Origin of the sequence: Pseudomonas sp. KU43P, assembly GCF_033095865.1 — a bacterium.
In the GTDB taxonomy this organism is placed as follows: Bacteria; Pseudomonadota; Gammaproteobacteria; order Pseudomonadales; family Pseudomonadaceae; genus Aquipseudomonas.
In genome coordinates this window covers 4,697,551-4,717,649 of the sequence record NZ_AP019365.1, presented here as the reverse complement: position 1 = coordinate 4,717,649, position 20,099 = coordinate 4,697,551, and the positions used below count along the sequence as shown (strand labels likewise).

At 62.7% G+C, this 20,099-nt stretch carries 13 protein-coding genes; 7 read left to right on the top strand and 6 right to left on the bottom strand.

The window, feature by feature from the left end; genetic code table 11:
- Window positions 1–112: 112 nt before the first annotated feature.
- A complete protein-coding gene (locus KU43P_RS21565; protein ID WP_317659461.1) occupies window positions 113–2,158 on the bottom strand; it encodes a TonB-dependent receptor in 2,046 nt (681 codons plus the stop codon).
- A gap of 170 nt (window positions 2,159–2,328) precedes the next feature.
- On the opposite strand from KU43P_RS21565, the gene KU43P_RS21560 reads away from it, so the two are divergent.
- From KU43P_RS21560 to KU43P_RS21550, 3 genes are all read left to right on the top strand, one after another.
- Entirely contained in the window at window positions 2,329–2,550 is a 222-nt protein-coding gene (locus KU43P_RS21560; protein ID WP_176511034.1) for a VF530 family DNA-binding protein, read from the top strand.
- 1 nt (window position 2,551) lies between these two features.
- Window positions 2,552–3,193 carry a Pr6Pr family membrane protein gene (locus tag KU43P_RS21555; protein ID WP_317659458.1) on the top strand — a complete coding sequence of 214 codons (642 nt, stop codon included), beginning with the start codon at window positions 2,552–2,554 and terminating at the stop codon, window positions 3,191–3,193.
- A gap of 146 nt (window positions 3,194–3,339) precedes the next feature.
- Window positions 3,340–4,587, top strand: coding sequence for an IS256 family transposase (locus tag KU43P_RS21550; RefSeq protein ID WP_317658073.1), 1,248 nt, complete (start codon window positions 3,340–3,342; stop codon window positions 4,585–4,587).
- A gap of 27 nt (window positions 4,588–4,614) precedes the next feature.
- On the opposite strand, the gene KU43P_RS21545 is transcribed toward KU43P_RS21550, so the two are convergent.
- From KU43P_RS21545 to KU43P_RS21535, 3 genes are all read right to left on the bottom strand, one after another.
- Window positions 4,615–5,403: a siderophore-interacting protein gene (locus tag KU43P_RS21545; protein ID WP_317659456.1), complete on the bottom strand. Its 789-nt coding sequence runs from the start codon at window positions 5,401–5,403 to the stop codon at window positions 4,615–4,617.
- Complete coding sequence (locus KU43P_RS21540) at window positions 5,396–5,941, bottom strand: PadR family transcriptional regulator (RefSeq protein WP_317659454.1); 546 nt, start codon at window positions 5,939–5,941, stop codon at window positions 5,396–5,398. Before KU43P_RS21540 ends, KU43P_RS21545 begins: the two co-directional genes overlap by 8 nt.
- Window positions 5,942–6,029: 88 nt before the next feature.
- A complete protein-coding gene (locus KU43P_RS21535; RefSeq protein WP_317659453.1) occupies window positions 6,030–9,161 on the bottom strand; it encodes a biosynthetic peptidoglycan transglycosylase in 3,132 nt (1,043 codons plus the stop codon).
- A 390-nt stretch (window positions 9,162–9,551) separates the two neighbouring features.
- On the opposite strand from KU43P_RS21535, the gene KU43P_RS21530 reads away from it, so the two are divergent.
- The 4 genes from KU43P_RS21530 (at window position 9,552) to KU43P_RS21515 (ending at window position 14,119) form a co-directional block, all read left to right on the top strand.
- Window positions 9,552–10,970 carry an amino acid permease gene (locus tag KU43P_RS21530; RefSeq protein ID WP_317659452.1) on the top strand — a complete coding sequence of 473 codons (1,419 nt, stop codon included), beginning with the start codon at window positions 9,552–9,554 and terminating at the stop codon, window positions 10,968–10,970.
- Window positions 10,971–11,118: 148 nt separating this feature from the next.
- A complete protein-coding gene (locus tag KU43P_RS21525; protein WP_317659451.1) occupies window positions 11,119–11,502 on the top strand; it encodes a GtrA family protein in 384 nt (127 codons plus the stop codon).
- The gene (locus tag KU43P_RS21520) at window positions 11,487–12,452 is read left to right on the top strand and encodes a glycosyltransferase family 2 protein (RefSeq protein WP_317659450.1); all 966 of its coding nucleotides are present in this window, start codon (window positions 11,487–11,489) and stop codon (window positions 12,450–12,452) included. Before KU43P_RS21525 ends, KU43P_RS21520 begins: the two co-directional genes overlap by 16 nt.
- A complete protein-coding gene (locus KU43P_RS21515; protein WP_317659449.1) occupies window positions 12,449–14,119 on the top strand; it encodes a glycosyltransferase family 39 protein in 1,671 nt (556 codons plus the stop codon). The genes KU43P_RS21520 and KU43P_RS21515 overlap by 4 nt, the downstream gene beginning before the upstream one ends.
- Here KU43P_RS21515 and KU43P_RS21510 read toward each other — a convergent pair.
- Window positions 14,053–15,672: an FMN-binding glutamate synthase family protein gene (locus tag KU43P_RS21510; RefSeq protein ID WP_317659447.1), complete on the bottom strand. Its 1,620-nt coding sequence runs from the start codon at window positions 15,670–15,672 to the stop codon at window positions 14,053–14,055. The genes KU43P_RS21515 and KU43P_RS21510 overlap by 67 nt on opposite strands.
- Before the next feature lie 102 nt (window positions 15,673–15,774).
- Complete coding sequence (locus KU43P_RS21505; protein ID WP_317659445.1) at window positions 15,775–20,043, bottom strand: DEAD/DEAH box helicase; 4,269 nt, start codon at window positions 20,041–20,043, stop codon at window positions 15,775–15,777.
- Window positions 20,044–20,099 lie beyond the last annotated feature (56 nt).

Below are 20,099 nucleotides of genomic sequence, written 5' to 3'. Positions count from 1 at the left end.
AAAAAAAGACAAATTGTCGCAGTTGATTGTTGCTGATCGGGTAACAGTTCGGTTTTGAAGGGGCCGCCTTGCAGCCCCATCGCCGGCTAGCCGGCGATGGGGGCAAAGCTGGTCAGAAGGTCGTGCGCAAACCTACCTCCACACTACGCCCCGGCGCCGGCGCAATGTCTCGCAGGATCGAACTGGCGTAGCGCACGGTCTGGTCTGTCAGGTTCTCGCCGCGCACGAAGGCCAACCACTGGCTCTGGCCAATGTCGAAGCGATAGCCGACGCTCGCCCCCAGGGTGGTATAGCCGTCGGTGCTGGTTTCATTGGCAGGTGTGCGGTGCTGCGACGAGGCATGCTGCACATCGACCCGCGCCTGCCAGCGCTCAAGTTCCCATACCAGGCCACTGTTCAAACGCAGCGGAGCAATGCGTGGCAACGGCTCGCCGTTGTCGAGATTCTTCGCTCGGGTGTAGTCGCCCGACAGTTCGAGGGCAAAGCTGCCATATCGGTTCTGCAGCAGTTGCCAGCGGTCCTGGGCCTCGATGCCATAAAAGCGCGCACGAACGCCCTGATATTGATATTCGGGGATGTCGCCGTGGTCGTGATCGTGGTCGTGATCCTCGCCCTCATGGTCGTGGTCATGGCCTTCGCGCAGATTGCCGGTGCCGATCAGCCCGATGTAGTTGCGAAAATGGCTATAGAAGACACCCACGCTGCCCTTGTGCGTGCCGTTGTCAAAGCGCAGGGCCAGGTCGGCGGAGATGGCCTTTTCCTTGTCCAGGTTTGCATCACCGACTTCAAATGACCCAGTTGCGACGTGGGCACCGTTGGCGTAGAGCTCGTAGAAGGTCGGTGCCCGTTCGGTGTAGGCGAGGTTGGCGGCCAGCGACCAGATTGGGTCGAGCTGGTACACCGCCCCGGAAGACAGGCTGTAGGCATTGAAGCTGCTGGCACCATCGGCGTCAGCGAAATTCTCGTTGCCCTTGGCATCCGGGTCCACACGGGTATGTTCCAGGCGAGCGCCAAGGCTCAGGTTGAGCCGCTCGGTGGCCTGCCATTGCTCCAGCATGAACAGCGCCAGGCTGTCGGTATCGGTGTGCGGAACGAACGCTTCTTCACCTAGCGCGGAAAACTCGTTGCGACTGACCTGAGCGCCGACCACGCCTTCGACTGGGCCGATCGGCTGGTGGCGTGCCTCGACGCGTGCCTCGTAGCCTTTGTTCTTGAAGGTGGTATGCACTTCACCGCTCTCGATCTCACGGTGCTGGTAGTCGGTGTAGCCGGCATCGACCTTGACCGCGCTGATGGGGCCGTCCAGGTCGCGCAGTTCGGAAGCGAAACCGTAGTGGTCCTGTTGCATGTCCAAGCGCACGCCGGGCTCGGCGACCGAGCCGTAGTTGCTGTCGTAGCGGCTATAGGAAAGGCCGGTATAGCCATGGTCCCAGTGGTAGGCACCGCCGATCGCACCGCCATCCTGGCGGCCGTCGCTATTGTCCAGGCGGTGCTTGCTGCCCGGTTGTTCGGCGCTGCGCACGTTCGCGCTGCGCGCATAGCCAGGAATGCGCAGGTCGTTGAACTGGCGACTGTTGGCGTCCAGGTGCAGGGCGAAGGTACCGTCGCCGGCCTCCAGCTTGCCGGCGCTGCTGCGCGTGGTGTCGGCACCGCCGTAGCGCAGTTCGCCGGCACCGTGAATGCCCTCGATCGGCGCGTCGGGGATGCGGTTGTCGAAGGTGTTGACCACGCCACCTATGGCGCTGCCGCCATACAGCAGGGCGGCAGGCCCGCGGACGATTTCCACACGATCAACGGTAACCGGGTCCAGCGGGACGGCATGGTCATAGGACAGCGACGAGGCGTCCAAAGCGCCCACACCATTGCGCAGGATGCGAATGCGGTCGCCGTCCAGGCCGCGGATGACCGGGCGACTGGCGCCTGGGCCAAACCAGGTGGAGGCCACACCGGGCTGCTTGTTCAGGGTTTCGCCGAGGCTGCCGTGTTGCTGTTGCAGCAGGTCGTCGCCGGCGAGCACGGTGCTTGGTGCGGCGAGCTGTTGATTGCCCAGCGGGTTGGCGGTAATGACCTGGGGTTCGAGTTCGACGGCTTGGCTGGATGTAGCGGCAAGCCACAGGGCGACCGACAGGGGGGAGAGACGGAGCGGGATGTGCAGCATGGGGCTGTGACGTTCCTTGGCAGATGCTTTTGTGTTGTTACAATATAACATCACTATTTCAGCACAGAGGTTTTGCTCCTGGCCAGCGCTTTTTCGCCAGCCACTGCATGTCCCACCCGCCACTACACTCGTGTAAGGTGCGCATCTTTTTTCCACGCTGGAGCACTGGCATGAGCACGGCCCAACACAACGCGCTGCACGGCAAGACCCTCGAACAGATCCTCACCGAGCTGGTGGCGCACTACCAATGGGAGGGTTTGGCCGAGCGTGTGGATGTGCGCTGCTTCAAGAGCAACCCGAGCATCAAGTCGAGCCTGACCTTCCTGCGCAAGACGCCTTGGGCGCGAGAAAAGGTCGAGCAGCTCTACGTGAAGCTGCAGCGCAAGGCCTGACATGCCCCGTCATCCCTGGCTGACCGCGATGGCCGTGCTGGGCTGGGTGGGGCTCGCGGTGCAGGTCTACCTGGTGCTGTGGGCACGCTGGCAGGAGCAGGCCAGCCTCATCGGTGGGCTGATCAACCTGTTCGGTTACTTCACGGTGCTGACCAATACCTTGGTGGCGACGGTCATCAGCTATGCAGCTTTCGGGCGGGAAGGCCGCGCCAGGCGCTTTTTCTTGTCCGCAACAGTGGGTTCCGCAGTGGCAACCAGCATCATTCTGGTGGCGCTGGCCTACAGCGTGTTGTTGCGCCATCTGTGGCAACCTGAGGGCTGGCAGTGGCTAGCGGACGAGTTGCTGCACGATGTGATGCCGGCGCTATTCGTCTTGTACTGGTGGTTCGTGGTGCCTAAAGGCAGCCTGCGGCTTTGGCACCTAGCGGTGTGGGCGCTGTATCCGGCGGTGTATTTCGCCTATGCGCTGTGGCGAGGCAGCGAGATCGGGGTTTATCCCTATCCGTTCATCGATGTGGCGAGCCTGGGGTATGGGCAAGTCATGCTCAATGCACTGGGGGTGTTGGCGGGCTTTTGGGTGATCGGGCTGGTGCTGTTGGGGCTCGATTGGTGGCGGGGGCGGCGTTTACAGACCTTTGCGTAGCCTGTACCGGCCCCTACAGAGGCGCGTGCCAATCCTGTGGGAGCCGGCTTGCCGGCGATAGGGCCGGTGCAGCCAAAGCCGATCATGCGTCGTCGAGGGTGTCAGAAATTTTGTGTTCGGGCATAACATGAGTAAGAGGTGCATGTATGCCAACCAAAAAGAAACCCCTGCGTGACCTGCCCAAAATCCCCAAAGAGCTGCTGGAGCAGTTCGGTGAGGGCCTGATGACCGCAGAAGCTATCGAGGATGCCTCTGCGGCGTTCAAAAAGGCCTTGATCGAGCGTGCTCTGCATGCCGAGCTTGGTCACCACCTGGGTTATCCGCCGGGCGCGCAGCGCCCAGAGGATGAAACCAACCAGCGTAACGGCAAGAGTGGCAAGACGGTTTTGACCGGCGATGGCCCGCTGCGGCTGGAAATTCCTCGTGATCGAGACGGCAGTTTTGCGCCCATTCTGATCCCTAAGCACGAACGGCGGTACACCGGTTTCGATGACAAGATCATCGCCATGTACGCCCGTGGCATGACGGTCAGAGAGATCCGAGCGTTTCTGTCCGAGCAGTATGGAACCGACGTTTCGCCCGATTTCATCAGCTCTGTGACAGACGAGGTCATGGAAGAGATTGGCGCGTGGCAACAGCGGCCATTGGAGCCGATGTACCCGGTCATTTTCTTTGATGCGCTGCGGGTGAAAATTCGCGAAGAAGGCCTGGTGCGCAACAAGGCCATTTACCTGGCTTTGGGCGTTCTACCCGACGGGACGCGCGATATCTTAGGCATCTGGATCGAGAACACCGAGGGTGCGAAGTTCTGGATGAAGGTTTTTAACGATCTCAAGACGCGTGGTGTCGAGGATGTGCTGATTGCCGTGACCGATGGCCTCAAAGGCATGCCAGAGGCTCTCAGCGCCGTGTTTCCAGAAACGACGCTGCAGACGTGCATCGTGCACCTGATCCGCAACAGCCTCGACTACGTGGCTTGGGACAAGCGCCGGGCACTGGCCAAGGCGTTGAAACCGATTTACCAGGCCATCAATGCAGAAGCGGCTGAGCAGGCATTGGATGAGTTTGAAAACGGACCCTGGGGCAAACAGTATCCAACGGTCGTGGCAGCCTGGAGACGCGCCTGGGATCGAGTGATTCCCTTCTTTGTCTTCCCACCTGCCATCCGCAAAGTGATCTACACCACCAACGCTATTGAGAGCATCAACGCCCAGCTACGCAAAATCATTAAAACTCGGGGGCATTTCCCGAACGATGAAGCAGCCACCAAGCTGATCTGGCTGGGGCTGCGGAACATCACGGCAAACTGGGGCTCGGCGGCGCATGATTGGAAAAGTGCGATGAATCAATTCGCGATTCTGTACGGGGATCGGTTCATCAGGCCGACGTGGTGAAAATCGGGCCTGCCTAACGGCAGGCCATTACCGGCCCGAACACAAAAAAACTGACAGTCCCGCGTCGTCCGCAGTACCTTCTGCCCGCCAATACGCCGCCGCCTTGAGGCGATCTTCCGCAACGCCCTTTTCCAGCAGCAGTGCCTTGGCTTGCCGGGTCAGCGACTTTTCCAGGGCAACCCAGCCATACAGTTTCCCTTCAGGCAAGGTCAGCCCTTTCAGCAACCCCAGCAGATCCTCATCCCGCTGCACCCACATTACCTCGACCTGTGCCTGGCTAGGCAGCGGCTGGCGCTCCTGCTCGTCTTCGATCTGTATCACTGCCAGCACCCGGCGACCTGCCGGCAATTCCTCAAGGCGGCGGCCGATGGCCGGGATGGCTGTCTCATCACCAATCAGCAAATAGCTGTCGAAGATATCCGGCACCACCATCGAGGCACGCGGCCCAGCAATGTTCAGCGTCTGTCCGGGCGTGGCCTGGGCCGCCCAGGTCGAGGCAGGGCCATCGCCGTGCAGCACGAAGTCGATGTCCAGTTCATGGTTGACCAAGTCGATGCGCCGTGGCGTGTATTCGCGCATGGTCGGCCGCACACCACCTTCGCGCCCCAGGTTGCCGGCATCGATGGCCTGTTGCTGCTCCGCCGTTTCAGCGAACAGCAGCTTGATGTGATCGTCGCTGCCGAGGCTGGTAAAGCCCTGCAACTGTGCGCCACCCAAGGTGATGCGGCGCATGCGTGGGGTCAGTTCGATGACCCGCAGCACCTGCAGGCTGCGTTGGCGGATTTCGTGGTTGACGCGGTGAATGCTGTCACTCATGGGGAATCTCCGTAACGGGGTCGGCGGGGCCTGAGGCGATGGCCTTGGCCGTGTCGTTGAGCAGGTTGCGCACCCGCTGGATTTCTTCTGGCGTCCAGCGCCCGCTGTGCATGTGCAGGGCATGACGAAGGTTGCCCACCGCTTCATGGATCTCGGCCGGGCGGTCGTGGCCACGCAGCGCGCGCTTGCTGACTTCGATACGCATGCGCACGCCATCGAGGGCTACGGCCTGTTCGCCGACGGCTGTACGGCCGGCATCGGTGATGGCGTAAAGGCGTTTGCTGCCCTGCACCTGGCCGCTGATCAGTTCGGCTTCCTCAAGGAAGTTGAGGGTGGGGTAGATGACACCTGGGCTCGGCGTGTAGCTGCCATCGAAGAGGTTCTCGATCTGGCGGATCAGGTCGTAGCCGTGGCCCGGTTGTTCGGCCAATAGCGACAGCATCAGCAGCTTCAGGTCGCCGGGTGCGAATACCCGCGGGCCACGCTCACCGCGGCCGGGCCGGCGTTCGAAGGGGTCATGGGCGTAGGGGTCGCGCATGAAGATGAGGCTCCGTCGTTTAGATATATCGCAAGATATTACTCAAGATATATCTAAAGACAAGCCTCTAAATGCGGATGATTATCATCTAATTGTTCGATGGGTCGTGCATCGCCACTTGTGGTGCTCTGCATTCGTTGGGGTTGCCTGGCTCCAGGTACGGCATCAGGATCGGTGCCATGCCCTTGAGCACTTGCACGGGCAGCGCCGAGGTGAACTTGAACGCTTCGGCGGAGCGCCCCGGTACGAACGCGGTGAGTGTGCCGAAGTGGTTATCACCAAGGAAAAATACAAAGGTCGCGGTGCGGTTCAGCGAACGCGAGCCGATCAGCCTGCCGCCAGCGCCGAAACTCTCGATACGGTTGTCGCCGGTGCCGGTCTTGCCGCCCATCACCAGCGGTGTTCCGTCATGCAGTTTGAAACTGCCCGAGATACGCCGCGCAGTACCGGCATCGACCACCTGCGACATGGCGCCCTTGAGTGCACGGGCCACTTCCACCGGCAGAATCCGCTGGCCGCGGTCCGGGTCGCTGACCAGCTTGGTTTCGTAGGGGGTGTCGGCAGCGAAGTGCAGGGTGTCGATGCGCAAGGTTGGCAAGCGCACGCCGTCGTTCTGGATGATCCCCACCAACTCCGACAGCGCTGCCGGGCGGTCGCCCGAGCTGCCGATGGCGGTCGCCAACGACGGCACCAGATGATCGAACGGGTAGCCCACCCGTTTCCAGCGCTGGTGAATGTCGGTAAAGGCCTCGATTTCGACCATGGTGCGGATGCGGCTATCACGGGCGCCCTGGTAACGGCTCTTGAACAGCCAGCCATACACTTCCTGGCGCTCGAAGCGGCTTGCATTCACCATCTCGGTCAGCGTGGCGCTCGGGTTCTTCAGCAGGTAACCGAGCAACCACAGGTCCAGCGGGTGCACTTTGGCGATATAGCCCTGGTCGGGCAGGTCGTACTTGCCCGGCCCATAGCCTTCATACATCTCCGCCAGGCGGCCGTCGGTGAGCTTGCCCAGGGCGATCTTGTCGTCCTTGCTGTGGGCACGGACGAACGCGTTGAAGGTTTCCTGGCCGGCCTCGGGGAACAGGTAGCGGTGCACCGCAGCCAGGCGCTGCGGGGTGACGCGCATACTGTCGAGGAAGGTGTCCAGGCGCTGCTGCGAAGTCTTGCGCTGGTATTTCTTCCAGAACCGCATCAGGTAGTTGGTGCCTTCCTTGTCGGCAAAGCGCGCCAGGTACTCCTGACGGCGAGGGTCGGAGTCGTCCTTGAGCAGTGGTACGCGGTTGAACGGCTGCTGGTAGGTCACGTAGCGCACCAAATCGCGCATCAAGCGAATGAACGGCAGGTTGATCGACTCGCGCAGGGCGACCTTGAGGGTCGGGTTGCGGCTGTTGTCTTCCTTGCGGAAGTTGTTGAACACATGCATGCCGCCGCCGGTAAAGAAGGCTTCGCCGGTGTTGGCCGAGTACTTGCGCTCCAGCGCAGCGTCGAGCATGGCGTCCAGGCTCTGGTTCTTGCTGTTCTGCGTCAGCCACTCCAGCGACCACTGGGTAATGCGGTCAAGCTCGGCGACTTCGACCTTCTTCAGCTCGGCGGCGGGTTTGCCCGCGTACTTGTCGTGCAGCTCGGCAATGATCTCCAGGTAGGTGGTGAGCACCCGCAGCTTGGCGGTGGAGCCCAGCTCCAGCTTGCTGCCTTCGTTGATGTCGAACGGCTGGTCGGTGCTGTCGGTCTGCACCCGCACGCGCGAGCCGTCGGCGGTGCGTTCGAACAGGGTGAAGCTGTAGCGCACCTGGTCGGTGGTCTTGGAGGTCAGCAGGCGTTCGCCGATCAGGCCGATCTGCGCGGCGAACTCCGGGTCAGAGAGGTTTTTCAGGTACTGGCTGACCTGCAGTTGCAGGTCGGCCTGCAGCGTACTGGTGGCTGACACGTCCAGGCGGTCGAGGTCGTAGAGCGGGCGGTTGAGCATGGCGGCCAGGCGGTTGCGCGCCAGGCTGATGCCCTTGTTGGTGATGATCGGCACGATGGTCGGTTGCGCCACCCAGTCGCGGTACACGGCCTTGCTGGCCAACGCCGCGTCGGCCAACTGGCGATCGATGATATTGCTGGCGGCCAGCACGCGAATGTGTGAGTCAGTGAGTTCGGCCAGTTCCACACGGCCTTTGGACAAGTAGTGCGACGGGCGGCGTTGGGCAATCATCAACGACAATACCTGGCGCAGGGCCAGGCCGCGCGCGGCCATGCTTTGCGGGTCGCTGGCAGTGGAGGTCAGGGCCTGGTTGACCTGGTCGAAATCGGCGCCGTACCAAACTCGCAATCCTTCGGCCATGCCGTGTACCTCGCCGTGCCCCGGCACCGCCGACAGTGGCACGCTGTTGAGGTAGTCACGCACGATGCGCTGGCGGGCTTCGGTGGTGTCCGGGCCGCCCTGGTAAGCGCGCACGCTGGCGGAAATCATCTGGCGGATCTTCTCTGCACCCGACACGGTCAGGCCGTCGGGTGAATGGCGGTACTTCTCCAACTGGGTGGCCAGGGTGCTGCCACCGGCGGATTGGCCGGGCAGGGCCAGGTATTTGGCCACCTGGCTGTAGGCGGCCTTGGCGAAGCGCGGCCAGTCCACTGCCGGGTTGTTCTTCGGGTCTTTCGGGTCCAGAAGGTCGCGGTTCTCGATGAACAGCAAGCTGTTGACCATTACCGGGGGGATCGCTGCGAAATTCGGGTACAGGTGCTGCGGGTAGTTGTACTGGTACAAGGTATCGCCGCGGCAGTCGGTGATCGCAAGGCCGGCCTGGATTTTCTCGATGTAGGGGGCGAACAGGCCATGGTCGACGTAGTTCATCAACGCCGGCGAGAACTTCACCTGTTCGCTGATCAGGTAGTCGCGCTTGAGCAGGCGCGGCAGGAATTCGCCCATCGCGCTGTAACCCAGGCGCTTGTCGAACGGCCCATCACCCGGATAGACGATGGCGTCGCTGGGGCCCGGCTGCAGCGAGTAGGTGAGGGTGGTGGCCAGCTTGCTGAATTCCCGCGACTGCAGCTCGGACGTACGGAATTCATCATAGGCGGCAAAGCCAATGGCGATGATCGCCACCAGCAGGATCAGCAGGATCAGCCGCCACCATAGCCGACGCTGACGAGGGGACTTCGGCTGTGGCGTCTCGGCCAGAGGTGCTTCGGGTGCTTCCGTTCTGGTTGGTTCCGATTGCCACAGTGCGCCCATAGTCTTCAATCCGGCCAGGTTTTTTCGTGTTGCTTGCCTGAAGCTTAGACGGTGACAGCAGGAGGTGAAAAAATTGTAGGAAGAGGAGAAAACAGAAGTGGGATATGCGGCTTTGGTGTGGGTTTCTTCCAGCTGCGATATTGCTAGGGTGGCTGTACGGCGCAGCCGGGCATAACTTACACCCCGACTTCTCGCCAAATTTCAGGATATTTACAGTGAAAAGCCCTACGTCGGGCTTCCTATACTGCTCGGCCCCTTCGCCCTGCCGGCCGCTCTAGTCCGGCACACGGGCCGGCCCACAAGGCCAGCCCGGCAAGCCAACGTCATGCCTATCGGCAGGCTGCGGCTGCACGAAGGTCAAATCCAATAACAAAATGAGGTTGTATTGCTATGCCAGTCGGCAACCACCCTGCCCATGCCGAGACCGCCCAGGGCGGCCCTCTGAAGCGTGAACTGGGCGAACGGCACATCCGTCTTATGGCGCTGGGCGCCTGTATCGGTGTCGGTCTTTTCCTCGGTTCGGCCAAGGCCATTGAAATGGCCGGCCCAGCCATCATGCTTTCCTACATCATTGGCGGCCTGGCGATCCTGGTGATCATGCGCGCGCTCGGCGAAATGGCCGTGCACAACCCGGTCGCCGGTTCGTTCAGCAGCTATGCCCAGGACTACCTTGGCCCACTCGCGGGCTTTCTCACCGGTTGGAACTACTGGTTCTTGTGGCTGGTGACTTGTGTCGCGGAAATCACCGCGGTGGCCATCTACATGGGCATCTGGTTCCCGGATGTGCCGCGCTGGATCTGGGCCTTGATGGCCCTGGGCAGCATGGGCGCGGTCAACCTGATCGCGGTCAAGGCCTTCGGTGAGTTCGAGTTCTGGTTCGCCCTGATCAAGATCGTCACCATCATTGCCATGGTCCTAGGCGGCATCGGCATCATTGCTTTCGGCTTCGGCAATGACGGCGTGGCGGTGGGCGTTTCCAACCTGTGGAGCAACGGCGGCTTCATGCCCAACGGTGTGACCGGTGTGCTGATGTCGCTGCAGATGGTGATGTTCGCCTACCTGGGCGTGGAAATGATCGGCCTGACCGCCGGTGAAGCACGCAACCCTCAGAAAACCATCCCGCAGGCCATCGGTTCGGTGTTCTGGCGCATCCTGCTGTTCTACGTCGGTGCGCTGTTCGTCATCCTTTCGATCTACCCGTGGAACGAGATCGGCAGCCAGGGCAGCCCGTTCGTCATGACCTTCGAGCGGCTGGGTATCAAGACTGCCGCCGGTATCATCAACTTCGTGGTTATCACTGCGGCGCTGTCATCCTGCAACGGCGGTATCTTCAGCACCGGGCGCATGCTCTACAGCCTGGCGCAGAATGGCCAGGCCCCAGCGGCGTTTGCCCGCACCTCGAAGAGCGGCGTGCCACGCAACGCGCTGCTGCTGTCGATCGGTGCGTTGCTGCTGGGTGTGTTGGCCAACTATCTGGTGCCTGAGAAGGTGTTCGTCTGGGTGACCTCGATCGCCACCTTCGGCGCGATCTGGACCTGGGTGATGATCCTGCTGGCCCAGCTGAAGTTCCGCGCCGGTCTGTCGAGCGCTGAGCGCGGGGCCCTGAAGTACCGCATGTGGCTGTGGCCGCTGAGCTCCTACCTGGCCCTGGCGTTCCTGGTGCTGGTGGTGGGCCTGATGGCGTACTTCGAGGACACCCGCGTGGCGCTGTACATCGGCCCAGCGTTCCTGGTGCTGCTGACGGTGCTGTATCACGTGTTCCGGCTTGCGCCGAAACAAGCGCGGGGCGTGGCCAGCCCAGCGCTCTGACAATGCAAGAGGGCCGCTGCCGCGGCCCTTTTCACCCTTCGATTCTCCAGGTCGATGCGATCGTCAACTGGCATTTTTGTCAGTAGAACACCTTCCCCATCTCGCCTAACGTGGCGTTCATGCCAGGTAAGGAAGGGCAAGACCGATCATGCGATTCGCAACGTCGACGTTCTTCAAGTACTTGCTCGTAGGTATCTTCAACACCGCCATTCACGCCGCCGTGTTCACGGCGATGCAGCTGTTGGCCGGTACCGATCAGGCGATCAGCAATCTGACGGCCTTCTTCGTGGCGCTGTCGTTCTCGTTCATGGCCAATGCCCGGTACACCTTCAGGGTACCTGTATCGCTCTTGCGCTACCTGAGCTTCGTCGCAGGCATGGGCAGCCTGAGTGTGGCAGTGGGGACGATTGCCGATCTTCAGAGCTGGCGCCCGGTGGTCACCGTCGTGGTGTATTCGGCGATCAGCCTGCTGTTGGGTTTCATGCTGTCTCGATGGATCTTCATGGAGCGGCGCAGATGGTTATTTCGCTGATCGTGCCGGTGTTCAATGAAGAACAGTCGATCCGACCTTTCTACGACGCGGTTCGCCAGGCATTGAACGGTGAAACCGCTCGGGTCGAGGTGATCTTCGTCAACGATGGCAGTCAGGACGATACCGAGCGGCAGATTCGTCAGCTGGTTGCCGGCGACCCGGATGTCATGCTGGTCGACCTGTCGCGAAACTTCGGCAAGGAGGCGGCACTGTTCGCCGGCCTGGAAATGGCCGAGGGCGACGTGATGATTCCGATCGACGTAGACCTGCAAGACCCGGTGGAGGTCATTCCGTTGCTGATCGAAGAGTGGCGAGCCGGCTTCGATGTGGTACTCGCCAAGCGCCGCGATCGATCCAGTGATACCTACCTCAAGCGCCTTTCGGCTGGGGGGTTCTACTTCCTGCTCAATCGCATCTCGCAAATCCATATCGAAGAAAATGTCGGCGACTTCCGCTTGCTCGATCGCAAGGTCGTGGAAGTGATCAAGTCGATGCCAGAGCAGCAACTGTTCATGAAAGGCATGTTGTCGTGGGCAGGGTTCAGCACGGCGGTCGTCGAATACGAGCGCGCGCCGCGAACCCAAGGAGGCAGCCGCTTCAATGCCTGGAAACTGTGGAACCTGGCGTTGGATGGCATTACCTCGTTCAGCACCGTGCCACTACGGCTGTGGAGCTACGTGGGGGGCGTCATTGCCATCACGGCGTTTGCTTACGCGGCGTTGCTGGTCTTGGACAAGCTCATCCTGGGCAACCCCGTGCCTGGATATCCCTCTCTCATGACGGCCATCCTGTTTCTGGGCGGGGTCCAGCTGATTGGAATCGGTGTCCTTGGGGAATACATCGGTCGCATCTACATGGAGTCCAAGCACCGACCGCGTTATGTCGTCAAAGGCACGCTGGGGCGCAATGCGACTCAGGGTGGCCGCAGTGTATTCAAGGAACAACGATGACAGTTTCGCCACGATGGCAGCCGAAACGCGCAACCGTGGGCCTGGCGGCGATCACCCTGCCGAACAGAGGGTGGCTGCTACTGATGCTCGGCATCCTCGTGCTCAGCGTTGCGCTGCGGCTCTATCGCATCGAGGTGCCGGTGCTTTGGCTCGACGAGGCATTCAGTGTCAAGTTGAGCAGCATGGCGCCGGGGCAGATTCTTCTGCATACCGGGCGCGACGTGCATCCTCCGCTGTATTACCTGTTGCTGCACTACTGGATCGCAGCGTTTGGTGATGGTCTGCTCGCCGTGCGCGGGTTCAGTGTTTTGGCGGGGGTGCTGTCGGTTTTGCTGGCAATGGCTATCGCGCTGCGTCTGGCAAACCCGCGTGCCGCGGTGATAACCGGGTTGTTCATGGCGTTGCTTCCCATCACCGTGCGCTACAGCCAGGAAGTGCGGATGTATTCCCTGCTTGGCATGTGGCTGCTGGCGGCAACCCTTCTACTCATGATGTGGGTACAGGCGCAGCATCGTCGGCGCTATCTGCTGATTTATGCGGTTTTGCTGACGGCAGCGCTCTACACCCACTATTTTGCCGTGCTGTGCGCGGCGGCTCACTGGCTGTACCTGTTGCCGATGCGCAACGGCAGAGGGCAGCGCCTGGTGCGCTCGCCTGACTGGTGGTTATGCAATGTGGCCATCGCGCTCGCCTTCCTTCCCTGGTTGCCGCAACTCAACGAGCAGATGACGCGTAGCAGCGGTGCGCTGAACTGGATTGCGCCGGTGAGCGGGAATACCCTGCCTTCGGCACTTTGGCAATTCATGGCGCTCCAGCCTGGCACCGAGCATGGGTGGCCAGTGTTCTGGCTGCTGCCTGTTGCGGTGGCTGCGCTCTGCATGGCTGCTGTCAAACATGACAAGTTGCCTGCCAAACCTCGCCTGCTGATCCTGCTCTTCTTCTGCCTGCCATTGCTCACAGCCTGGCTGGCGTCCTACGCACTGCCGGTGTTCATGCCGCGCTATCTGCTCTTCAGCGCGGCGGGGCTGGCGATTCTGCTGGCGGTGACGGTAGATGGCATTGCCAGACGCTCGCCTGTCGGCGCCGCTGTACTGGTCATCTTGTGCGTTTCTTTGCAATCCGCAGGTCTTGGACGGCTCTATCAAGGCAAGGTCGAGCTCAATGGCAAGACGGTCTGGGGACGCATCAAGGTGGCGTCACTGCTCGATCAGGTCAATGCCCACTGGCGAGACGGCGATGTAATGGTGGTGGACTCGTTGTTCTGGTACTACAGCGTGGAGTACTACAACAAGACGGGCAGTGAGCCGCGGCTGTATCAATATGGTCAGTCGGGGGACAACTCTGGAACCTCCCCTACCAGCTACAACTGGGAAACCTTGCTTTATCCCAGGTCTGAACAGATCTACGTGGTCGATCCGCGACAACTGAGCGCGAAGTCCGGGCGAGTCTGGTGGATACAAGGCCCCGCCAGCTCGAGAGGTGCAAACCAATTGCCGCCGGCCTGGACGCTACAGGCGCGATACATTGCCGGCGATATCCAGGCCTTGCTGTTCGAAGTTCCCCCTGCAGCTGGCCATGGTGGAACTTCTTCCGCTGTTGATCAGGCCGCCACGTCGGTGTGTGGCTCGAAACTGTCCGCCCGCGCCATCTGCCACATGCGCGAATAGAATTGCCCGTCCACCTCGCCGGTCAGCAACTCCCCTGGCTTGAGGAACACATGCATCTGCGAGAACAGCTTGATTTCGGTGGCCGAAACACGCCGCACCAGGTGCTTGGCTTCCAGCTGCGCCGGATGCTCCAGACCCGCCGCGGCGAGCATCTCGGCCAGGGCGCGCAGGGTGTTGTGGTGGAAGTTCAATACCCGCTGGGCCTTGTCCGGCACCACCAGCGCCCGTTGGCGCAGCGGGTCCTGGGTGGCCACGCCAGTCGGGCATTTGTTGGTGTGGCAGCTCTGCGACTGGATGCAGCCGATGGCGAACATGAAGCCCCGTGCCGAGTTGGCCCAGTCCGCACCGATGGCCAGTACGCTGGCGATATCGAAGGCGCTGACGATCTTGCCGCTGGCGCCGAGCTTGATCTTGTCGCGCAGGTTCAGGCCGACCAGGGTGTTGTGCACGAACAGCAGGCCCTCGCGCAGCGGCACTCCGATGTGGTCGGTGAATTCCACCGGCGCGGCACCGGTACCGCCTTCCTTGCCGTCGACGACGATGAAATCGGGCAGGATGCCGGTTTCCAGCATGGCCTTGGCGATGCCCATGAACTCCCACGGGTGGCCGAGGCAGAACTTGAAGCCCACTGGTTTTCCGCCCGACAGCTCACGCAGCTGTGCGATGAACTGCATCATTTCGATCGGTGTGGAGAAAGCGCTGTGGCGTGATGGCGAAATGCAGTCCTCGCCCATCAGCACGCCGCGGGTGTCGGCGATCTCCTTGGTCACTTTGTGCTTGGGCAGGATGCCGCCGTGGCCGGGTTTGGCACCCTGGCTCATCTTGATCTCGATCATCCGCACCTGCGGGCTACGTGCCTGGGTGGCGAAGCGTTCAGGGTCGAAGCGCCCGTCCGCCGTGCGGCAACCGAAGTAGCCGCTGCCCAGCTCCCAGACCAGGTCGCCGCCGTGTTCGCGGTGATAGGGGCTGATGCTGCCTTCGCCGGTGTCATGGTGGAAGTTGCCCAGCTTGGCGCCCTGGTTCAGCGCGCGGATAGCGTTGGCGCTGAGCGAGCCGAAGCTCATGGCGGAAATGTTGAAGATCGACGCCGAGTACGGCTGGCTGCATTGCGGGCCACCGATGATGGTGCGGAAACTTGCCGGGTCGGCCAGCGGTGCCGGGCGCATGGAATGGCCGATGAACTCGAAACCGGACTCATACACGTCGATCAAGGTACCGAACGGTTTGTCCGAAGCCTCGTTCTTGGCCCGCGCGTAAACCAGCGAGCGCTGGGCGCGTGAGAAGGGCAGGGCATCGCTGTCGGCCTCCAGCAGGTACTGGCGAATTTCCGGGCGGATGCCTTCGACCAGGTAGCGAATGTTGCCAAGGATTGGGTAATTGCGGCGCACCGCGTGACGTTGCTGCAGCAGATCGACCACGCCGACCAGGCTGAGCAGCGCGCTAGCCAGGGTGAATGGCCACAGCCATTCGTGATGGAGGAACGGCAGACTCGCCAGGGTGAACAGTACACAAGCAGCGAAAAAGGCGTAGCGACTGAGAAGTGACAGGCTCATACGGGGTCCTTGCGATGGCTCGGTCAGGCTCAGGGGCCTGGAACAAACCCCGACCATAGCCCGGTTGAGCTGCACTGAAAATGAAAATCGGGGTATCGAAAATCATTCGCGCAAGAGTTTTTGCCGCCAGGTTTGCTGTTCGACGGCCGACGCGTCGACCAGGTAGCTGTAACGCCCGGCGATCCGTACCGCCACCGGGACACCATCGCGGTACAGCAAGCGGTTGCCGCTCACGGCCGGTACTTTCGCCCCAGGCAGCAGTGAGCCCACGAGGTTCAGCGGGTCGCTGGCGCTGACCACCACCAGCGTACCTTCAGCCGCTTGCCGGCGTACTTGCCGGAGCAGGCCAACCGCTTCTGGCAGGGCAAATTGCTCCCCAGCCAAGCCGGCAATGAAGCGTCCACCACGAATCTCGCCACGGGCTTCCAGGCGGTGATAACAGCGCAGCAACTCGCGCCAGGGCGGTAGCACGTCGCTTTCGCGCTCCAGAAGTCGCCAGCACATCACTCCATAGCGCCGCAGCAGGGCGCGGGCGATGTGCTCCAGACGCTGGCCGTCATCGGCATTACCTGGGCGCAGCAATGCCCAGCGCCCGGCATGGGCCATGTTGCTGGACAGTGGCGGGTGCCCGCGCCGGCTGTGGCGCGAGGTGCGTTTGGCCGCTGGAGTGATCAGGCTGCGCAGGCCGATGAAGCTGTCGGCGCCCACCAGACCGGCGCCCACCAAGGCCTGGAGGGCGCTTTCCAGCTCGCTGGGCAGCAGGTGGGCATCCTGTGCCAGTTCATCGAAGAACAGCGCCCCTTGCGCCCGCAGCACCTCGTGCACCCGTTGCGCACGCAGCCCCAGGGCGTCAACGGCGGTTGTGGGGGCAAGGCTGCGCCAGAAGCCCAGGTGTTCCCGGGGCAGCAGCACCAGCGGGGTGCTGGACAAGGTGCTGCTGGCCGCCGTCGCCGCCAGCCGGCTCCAGGCGAACTGCCCGCTGCGGCAGGCATCATCGAGCCAGTGCGGGCTGTAGTCTTCGATTCGCGCGGGCAACAATTCCGCTTCCCAGGCCGCTGCCGCACTGGGGAAGCCCTGCAACTGGCCAAGTACCTCGGTCACGGCCTGTGGGCCGCGCAGGCGCTCGCCGGGCGCCAGGTGCTGCCAGTCAAACAGAAAGCGCATGAAGTCCTGCAGGCTGACCGGCTCGATCTCACGGCGCAGGCGCTTGACCGTGTAGCGGTGGATGCGCGCCAGCAGGTGGCGCTCGCACCACTGTGGCTCGGCCTGGCCAGGGCTGAAATGGCCGCGCAGTACGTAGCCTTCGGCCTCCAGCTGCGCCAGGGCCTGCGCCACAGCCGCATCAGGCTTGCCCAGCGGCCTGGCGATCTGCGCCAAGGTCAGGGGGCCGTGGCCGCTCAGGCGGCTACGCAGCAGCTCGCTGAGCGCGCTGTCCGGGTCGATGGCCTGATCGAAACCTGGGAGCACGCCGAGGGCAGGCGCTGGGGTTGCCTGCGGATACAGGGCTTGCAACAGGTTCAGGCGTTCGCGGGCCAGCCAGAGTTGTTGGGTGGGTAATTGCAGCGCCCGTCCGGCTTTGGCGAGTTGGCGCAACAGCAAATCCCAACTGGCGTTGGCGTGCACTTCTTGCTGGCTGATCGCGCCCAGGCTCATCAAGGCTTCGTGCATCTCGTCGGCGCTGCGTGGCTCAGGCCATGCCTCGGCCACGACGGCGGCAATGGCGTCGGCGTCCAGCGCGCCCAGGTCATCGCCGCTTTGCACCGGGTTCCAGCGCCGGTTGAGCACCGCCTGGGTGCGTCGCTCTTCCAGCGGGGCGTCATCGAGAAAGGCATAGGGCCTGGCATTGAGGATGGCCGAAGCCAGCGGCGAGGGGGCCGGAAGGTCGCGGCACAGCAGCCTCACCTCGCCGCACTCCATGCGCCTGAGCAGGGCCAGCCAGCCTTCGCTGTCCATGGCCTCGTGCAGGCAGTCGTCGAGAGTCTGCTCGACCAGGGGGTGTTCGGGGATCTGTCGTTCGCCGGCGATGTTCTCAAGGCAGGCGATCTGGTCGGGGAAGACCGCGGCGATCAGGTCTTCACTCTTCATGCGCTGGATTTGCGGGGCCACTTTGCGGCCCCCCACGAAGCGCGGCAGGGCCATGGCCACGGCGGCATTCCAGCGCCAGCGCACACCGAACAGCGGGGCGTCCAGCAGGGCCTGGATGAGAATGTGCTCGGCGCTACGGCTGGAGAGATAGCGCCAGACGTCGTCCAGCTCGAAACTGTGGCTGGTGGACAGCGACAGCACGATGGCGTCTTCGCTGGCAGCGGCCTGCAGCTCGAAGTTGAACGTGCGGCAGAAGCGTTTGCGCAGAGCCAGGCCCCAGGCGCGGTTGATGCGGCTGCCATAGGGCGAATGGATGATCAGCTGGGTGCCGCCAGATTCGTCGAAAAAACGCTCCATGATCAGGGTTTGCTGCGAGGGCAGACCGCCCAACGCTTCACGGGTACGGCCCAAATAGTCGAGCAATTGGCTGGCACAGGCCTGGTCCAGCTCGAAGGTGCTTTGCAGCCACTGCTGCACGGCAATGAGGTCGCCATCGCTCAGCCCCAACTGCTCGTCAATGCGGGCCTGCAAGCGCGCTACCGCTGCAGACAGCTCATCGCTGCGCCCCGGCGCTTCGCCGAGCCAGAACGGTAGGGTTGGCGGCAGGCCTTGGGCGTCCTCGACTCGCACGCGGCCGGGTTCGACCCGCAGGATGCGGTAGGAGGCGTTGCCTAGCTGGAAGATGTCACCGGCGATGCTTTCCACGGCGAAGTCTTCGTTGACGCTGCCGATATTCAGTGCCTGCGGTTCGAGCAGCACGCTGTAGTCGGCCGTCTCGGGTATGGTGCCACCACTGGTCAGGGCGGTCAGCTGGCTACCTCGACGCCCGCGCAAGGTGCCGCTGACCGCATCGCGGTGCAGGTAGGCACTGCGTACACCCAGGCGGCCGTTATAGCCCTCGGCAAGCATGCGCAGCAGCGCTTGGTAATGGTTCACGTCGAGTTCGGCATATGGGGTTGCCTGGCGCAGGCAGTCGAACAGGGCCTGTTCCTGCCAGGGCTGGTTGCTGGCCTCGGCGACGATCTGCTGGGCCAGCACATCCAGCGGAGCCTTGGGGATATGCAGTTCGTCGAGTTCGCCATGGCGGATGCAGTCGAGCAGGGCGACGCATTCGATCAGGTCGTCTCGCGAGGTAGCGAACAGCCGCCCTTTGGGCACGCCTTCGACCTGATGGCCTGAGCGCCCGACACGTTGCAGGAAGGCGGCGATCGAGCCAGGCGAAGCGATCTGGCAGACCAGATCGACGTCGCCGATATCGATGCCCAGCTCCAGCGAGGCGGTGGCCACCAGCACCTGCAATTGCCCGTTCTTCAGTCGTTGCTCGGCATCCAGGCGCAGTTCCTTGGCCAGGCTGCCGTGGTGGGCCGCCACTGTTTCCTTGCCTAGGCGGTCACTGAGGTGGCGGGTCAGGCGTTCGGCCAGGCGTCGAGTGTTGACGAATACCAGTGTGGTTCGATGTTCGCGGGCGAGCGCGGCCAGGCGGTCATAGACCAGGCCCCACACATCGGTGGCCATCACCGCACCCAGTGGCACCGGGGGCACCTCGATGGCCAGGTCGCGCTGGCGGGCATGGCCGATATCGACGATCGCGCAGGGCCGCTGGCAGCCGACCAGAAACTGCGCCACACGTTCGACCGGGCGTTGCGTGGCGGACAGGCCGATGCGCCGCAACGGTTGCCCGCAAAGCGCCTGCAGGCGCTCAAGCGTCAGCGCCAGGTGGGCGCCACGCTTGTTGCCGGCCAGGGCGTGGATCTCGTCGACGATCACGGTGTGCACGCAGGCCAGGCCTGCGCGTCCGGAGGCCGAGCCCATCAGCACGTAGAGCGATTCGGGTGTGGTCACCAGAATGTGCGGGGCCAGCTTGCGCATGGCTGCGCGCTCTTTTTGTGGCGTGTCTCCGGTGCGCACGGCGGTGGTGATGCGCGGTGCCTTCAGGCCCTGCGCTTCGAGGGTCTGGCTGATGCCTTCGAGCGGGGCCTGGAGGTTCAGGCGGATGTCGTTGGACAACGCCTTGAGGGGCGATACGTAGATGACCTGGGTCTGGGCCGGCAATTCGCCGTCCAGTTCCAGGCCCTGGCGGAACAGTTCGTCCAGTACCGCAAGGAAGGCGCTGAGGGTCTTGCCCGAGCCGGTCGGCGCGGCGAGCAGCATCGACTGGCCGGCATGGATCAGCGGCCACGCCTGGGCCTGGGCATCGGTGACCGTGGCGAAATGGCGACGGAACCAGGTGCCGACGGCGGGATGGAACAGCTCGAGCACCGGGTGCTGGTGGGCTGGCAGGTTCATGTGTTGGTTATGGAGGGTGGACGGCGGGTTGGCAAGGGGCCGTTCGTCTGTGCGGG

Coding starts and splice junctions, on each gene's coding strand:
- KU43P_RS21565 (WP_317659461.1), bottom strand. CDS start 2,158: ATGCTGCACATCCCGCTCCGTCTCTCCCCCCTGTCGGTCGCCCTGTGG.
- KU43P_RS21560 (WP_176511034.1), top strand. CDS start 2,329: ATGAGCACGGCCCAACACAACGCGCTGCACGGCAAGACCCTCGAACAG.
- KU43P_RS21555 (WP_317659458.1), top strand. CDS start 2,552: ATGCCCCGTCATCCCTGGCTGACCGCGATGGCCGTGCTGGGCTGGGTG.
- KU43P_RS21550 (WP_317658073.1), top strand. CDS start 3,340: ATGCCAACCAAAAAGAAACCCCTGCGTGACCTGCCCAAAATCCCCAAA.
- KU43P_RS21545 (WP_317659456.1), bottom strand. CDS start 5,403: ATGAGTGACAGCATTCACCGCGTCAACCACGAAATCCGCCAACGCAGC.
- KU43P_RS21540 (WP_317659454.1), bottom strand. CDS start 5,941: ATGCGCGACCCCTACGCCCATGACCCCTTCGAACGCCGGCCCGGCCGC.
- KU43P_RS21535 (WP_317659453.1), bottom strand. CDS start 9,161: ATGGGCGCACTGTGGCAATCGGAACCAACCAGAACGGAAGCACCCGAA.
- KU43P_RS21530 (WP_317659452.1), top strand. CDS start 9,552: ATGCCAGTCGGCAACCACCCTGCCCATGCCGAGACCGCCCAGGGCGGC.
- KU43P_RS21525 (WP_317659451.1), top strand. CDS start 11,119: ATGCGATTCGCAACGTCGACGTTCTTCAAGTACTTGCTCGTAGGTATC.
- KU43P_RS21520 (WP_317659450.1), top strand. CDS start 11,487: ATGGTTATTTCGCTGATCGTGCCGGTGTTCAATGAAGAACAGTCGATC.
- KU43P_RS21515 (WP_317659449.1), top strand. CDS start 12,449: ATGACAGTTTCGCCACGATGGCAGCCGAAACGCGCAACCGTGGGCCTG.
- KU43P_RS21510 (WP_317659447.1), bottom strand. CDS start 15,672: ATGAGCCTGTCACTTCTCAGTCGCTACGCCTTTTTCGCTGCTTGTGTA.
- KU43P_RS21505 (WP_317659445.1), bottom strand. CDS start 20,043: ATGAACCTGCCAGCCCACCAGCACCCGGTGCTCGAGCTGTTCCATCCC.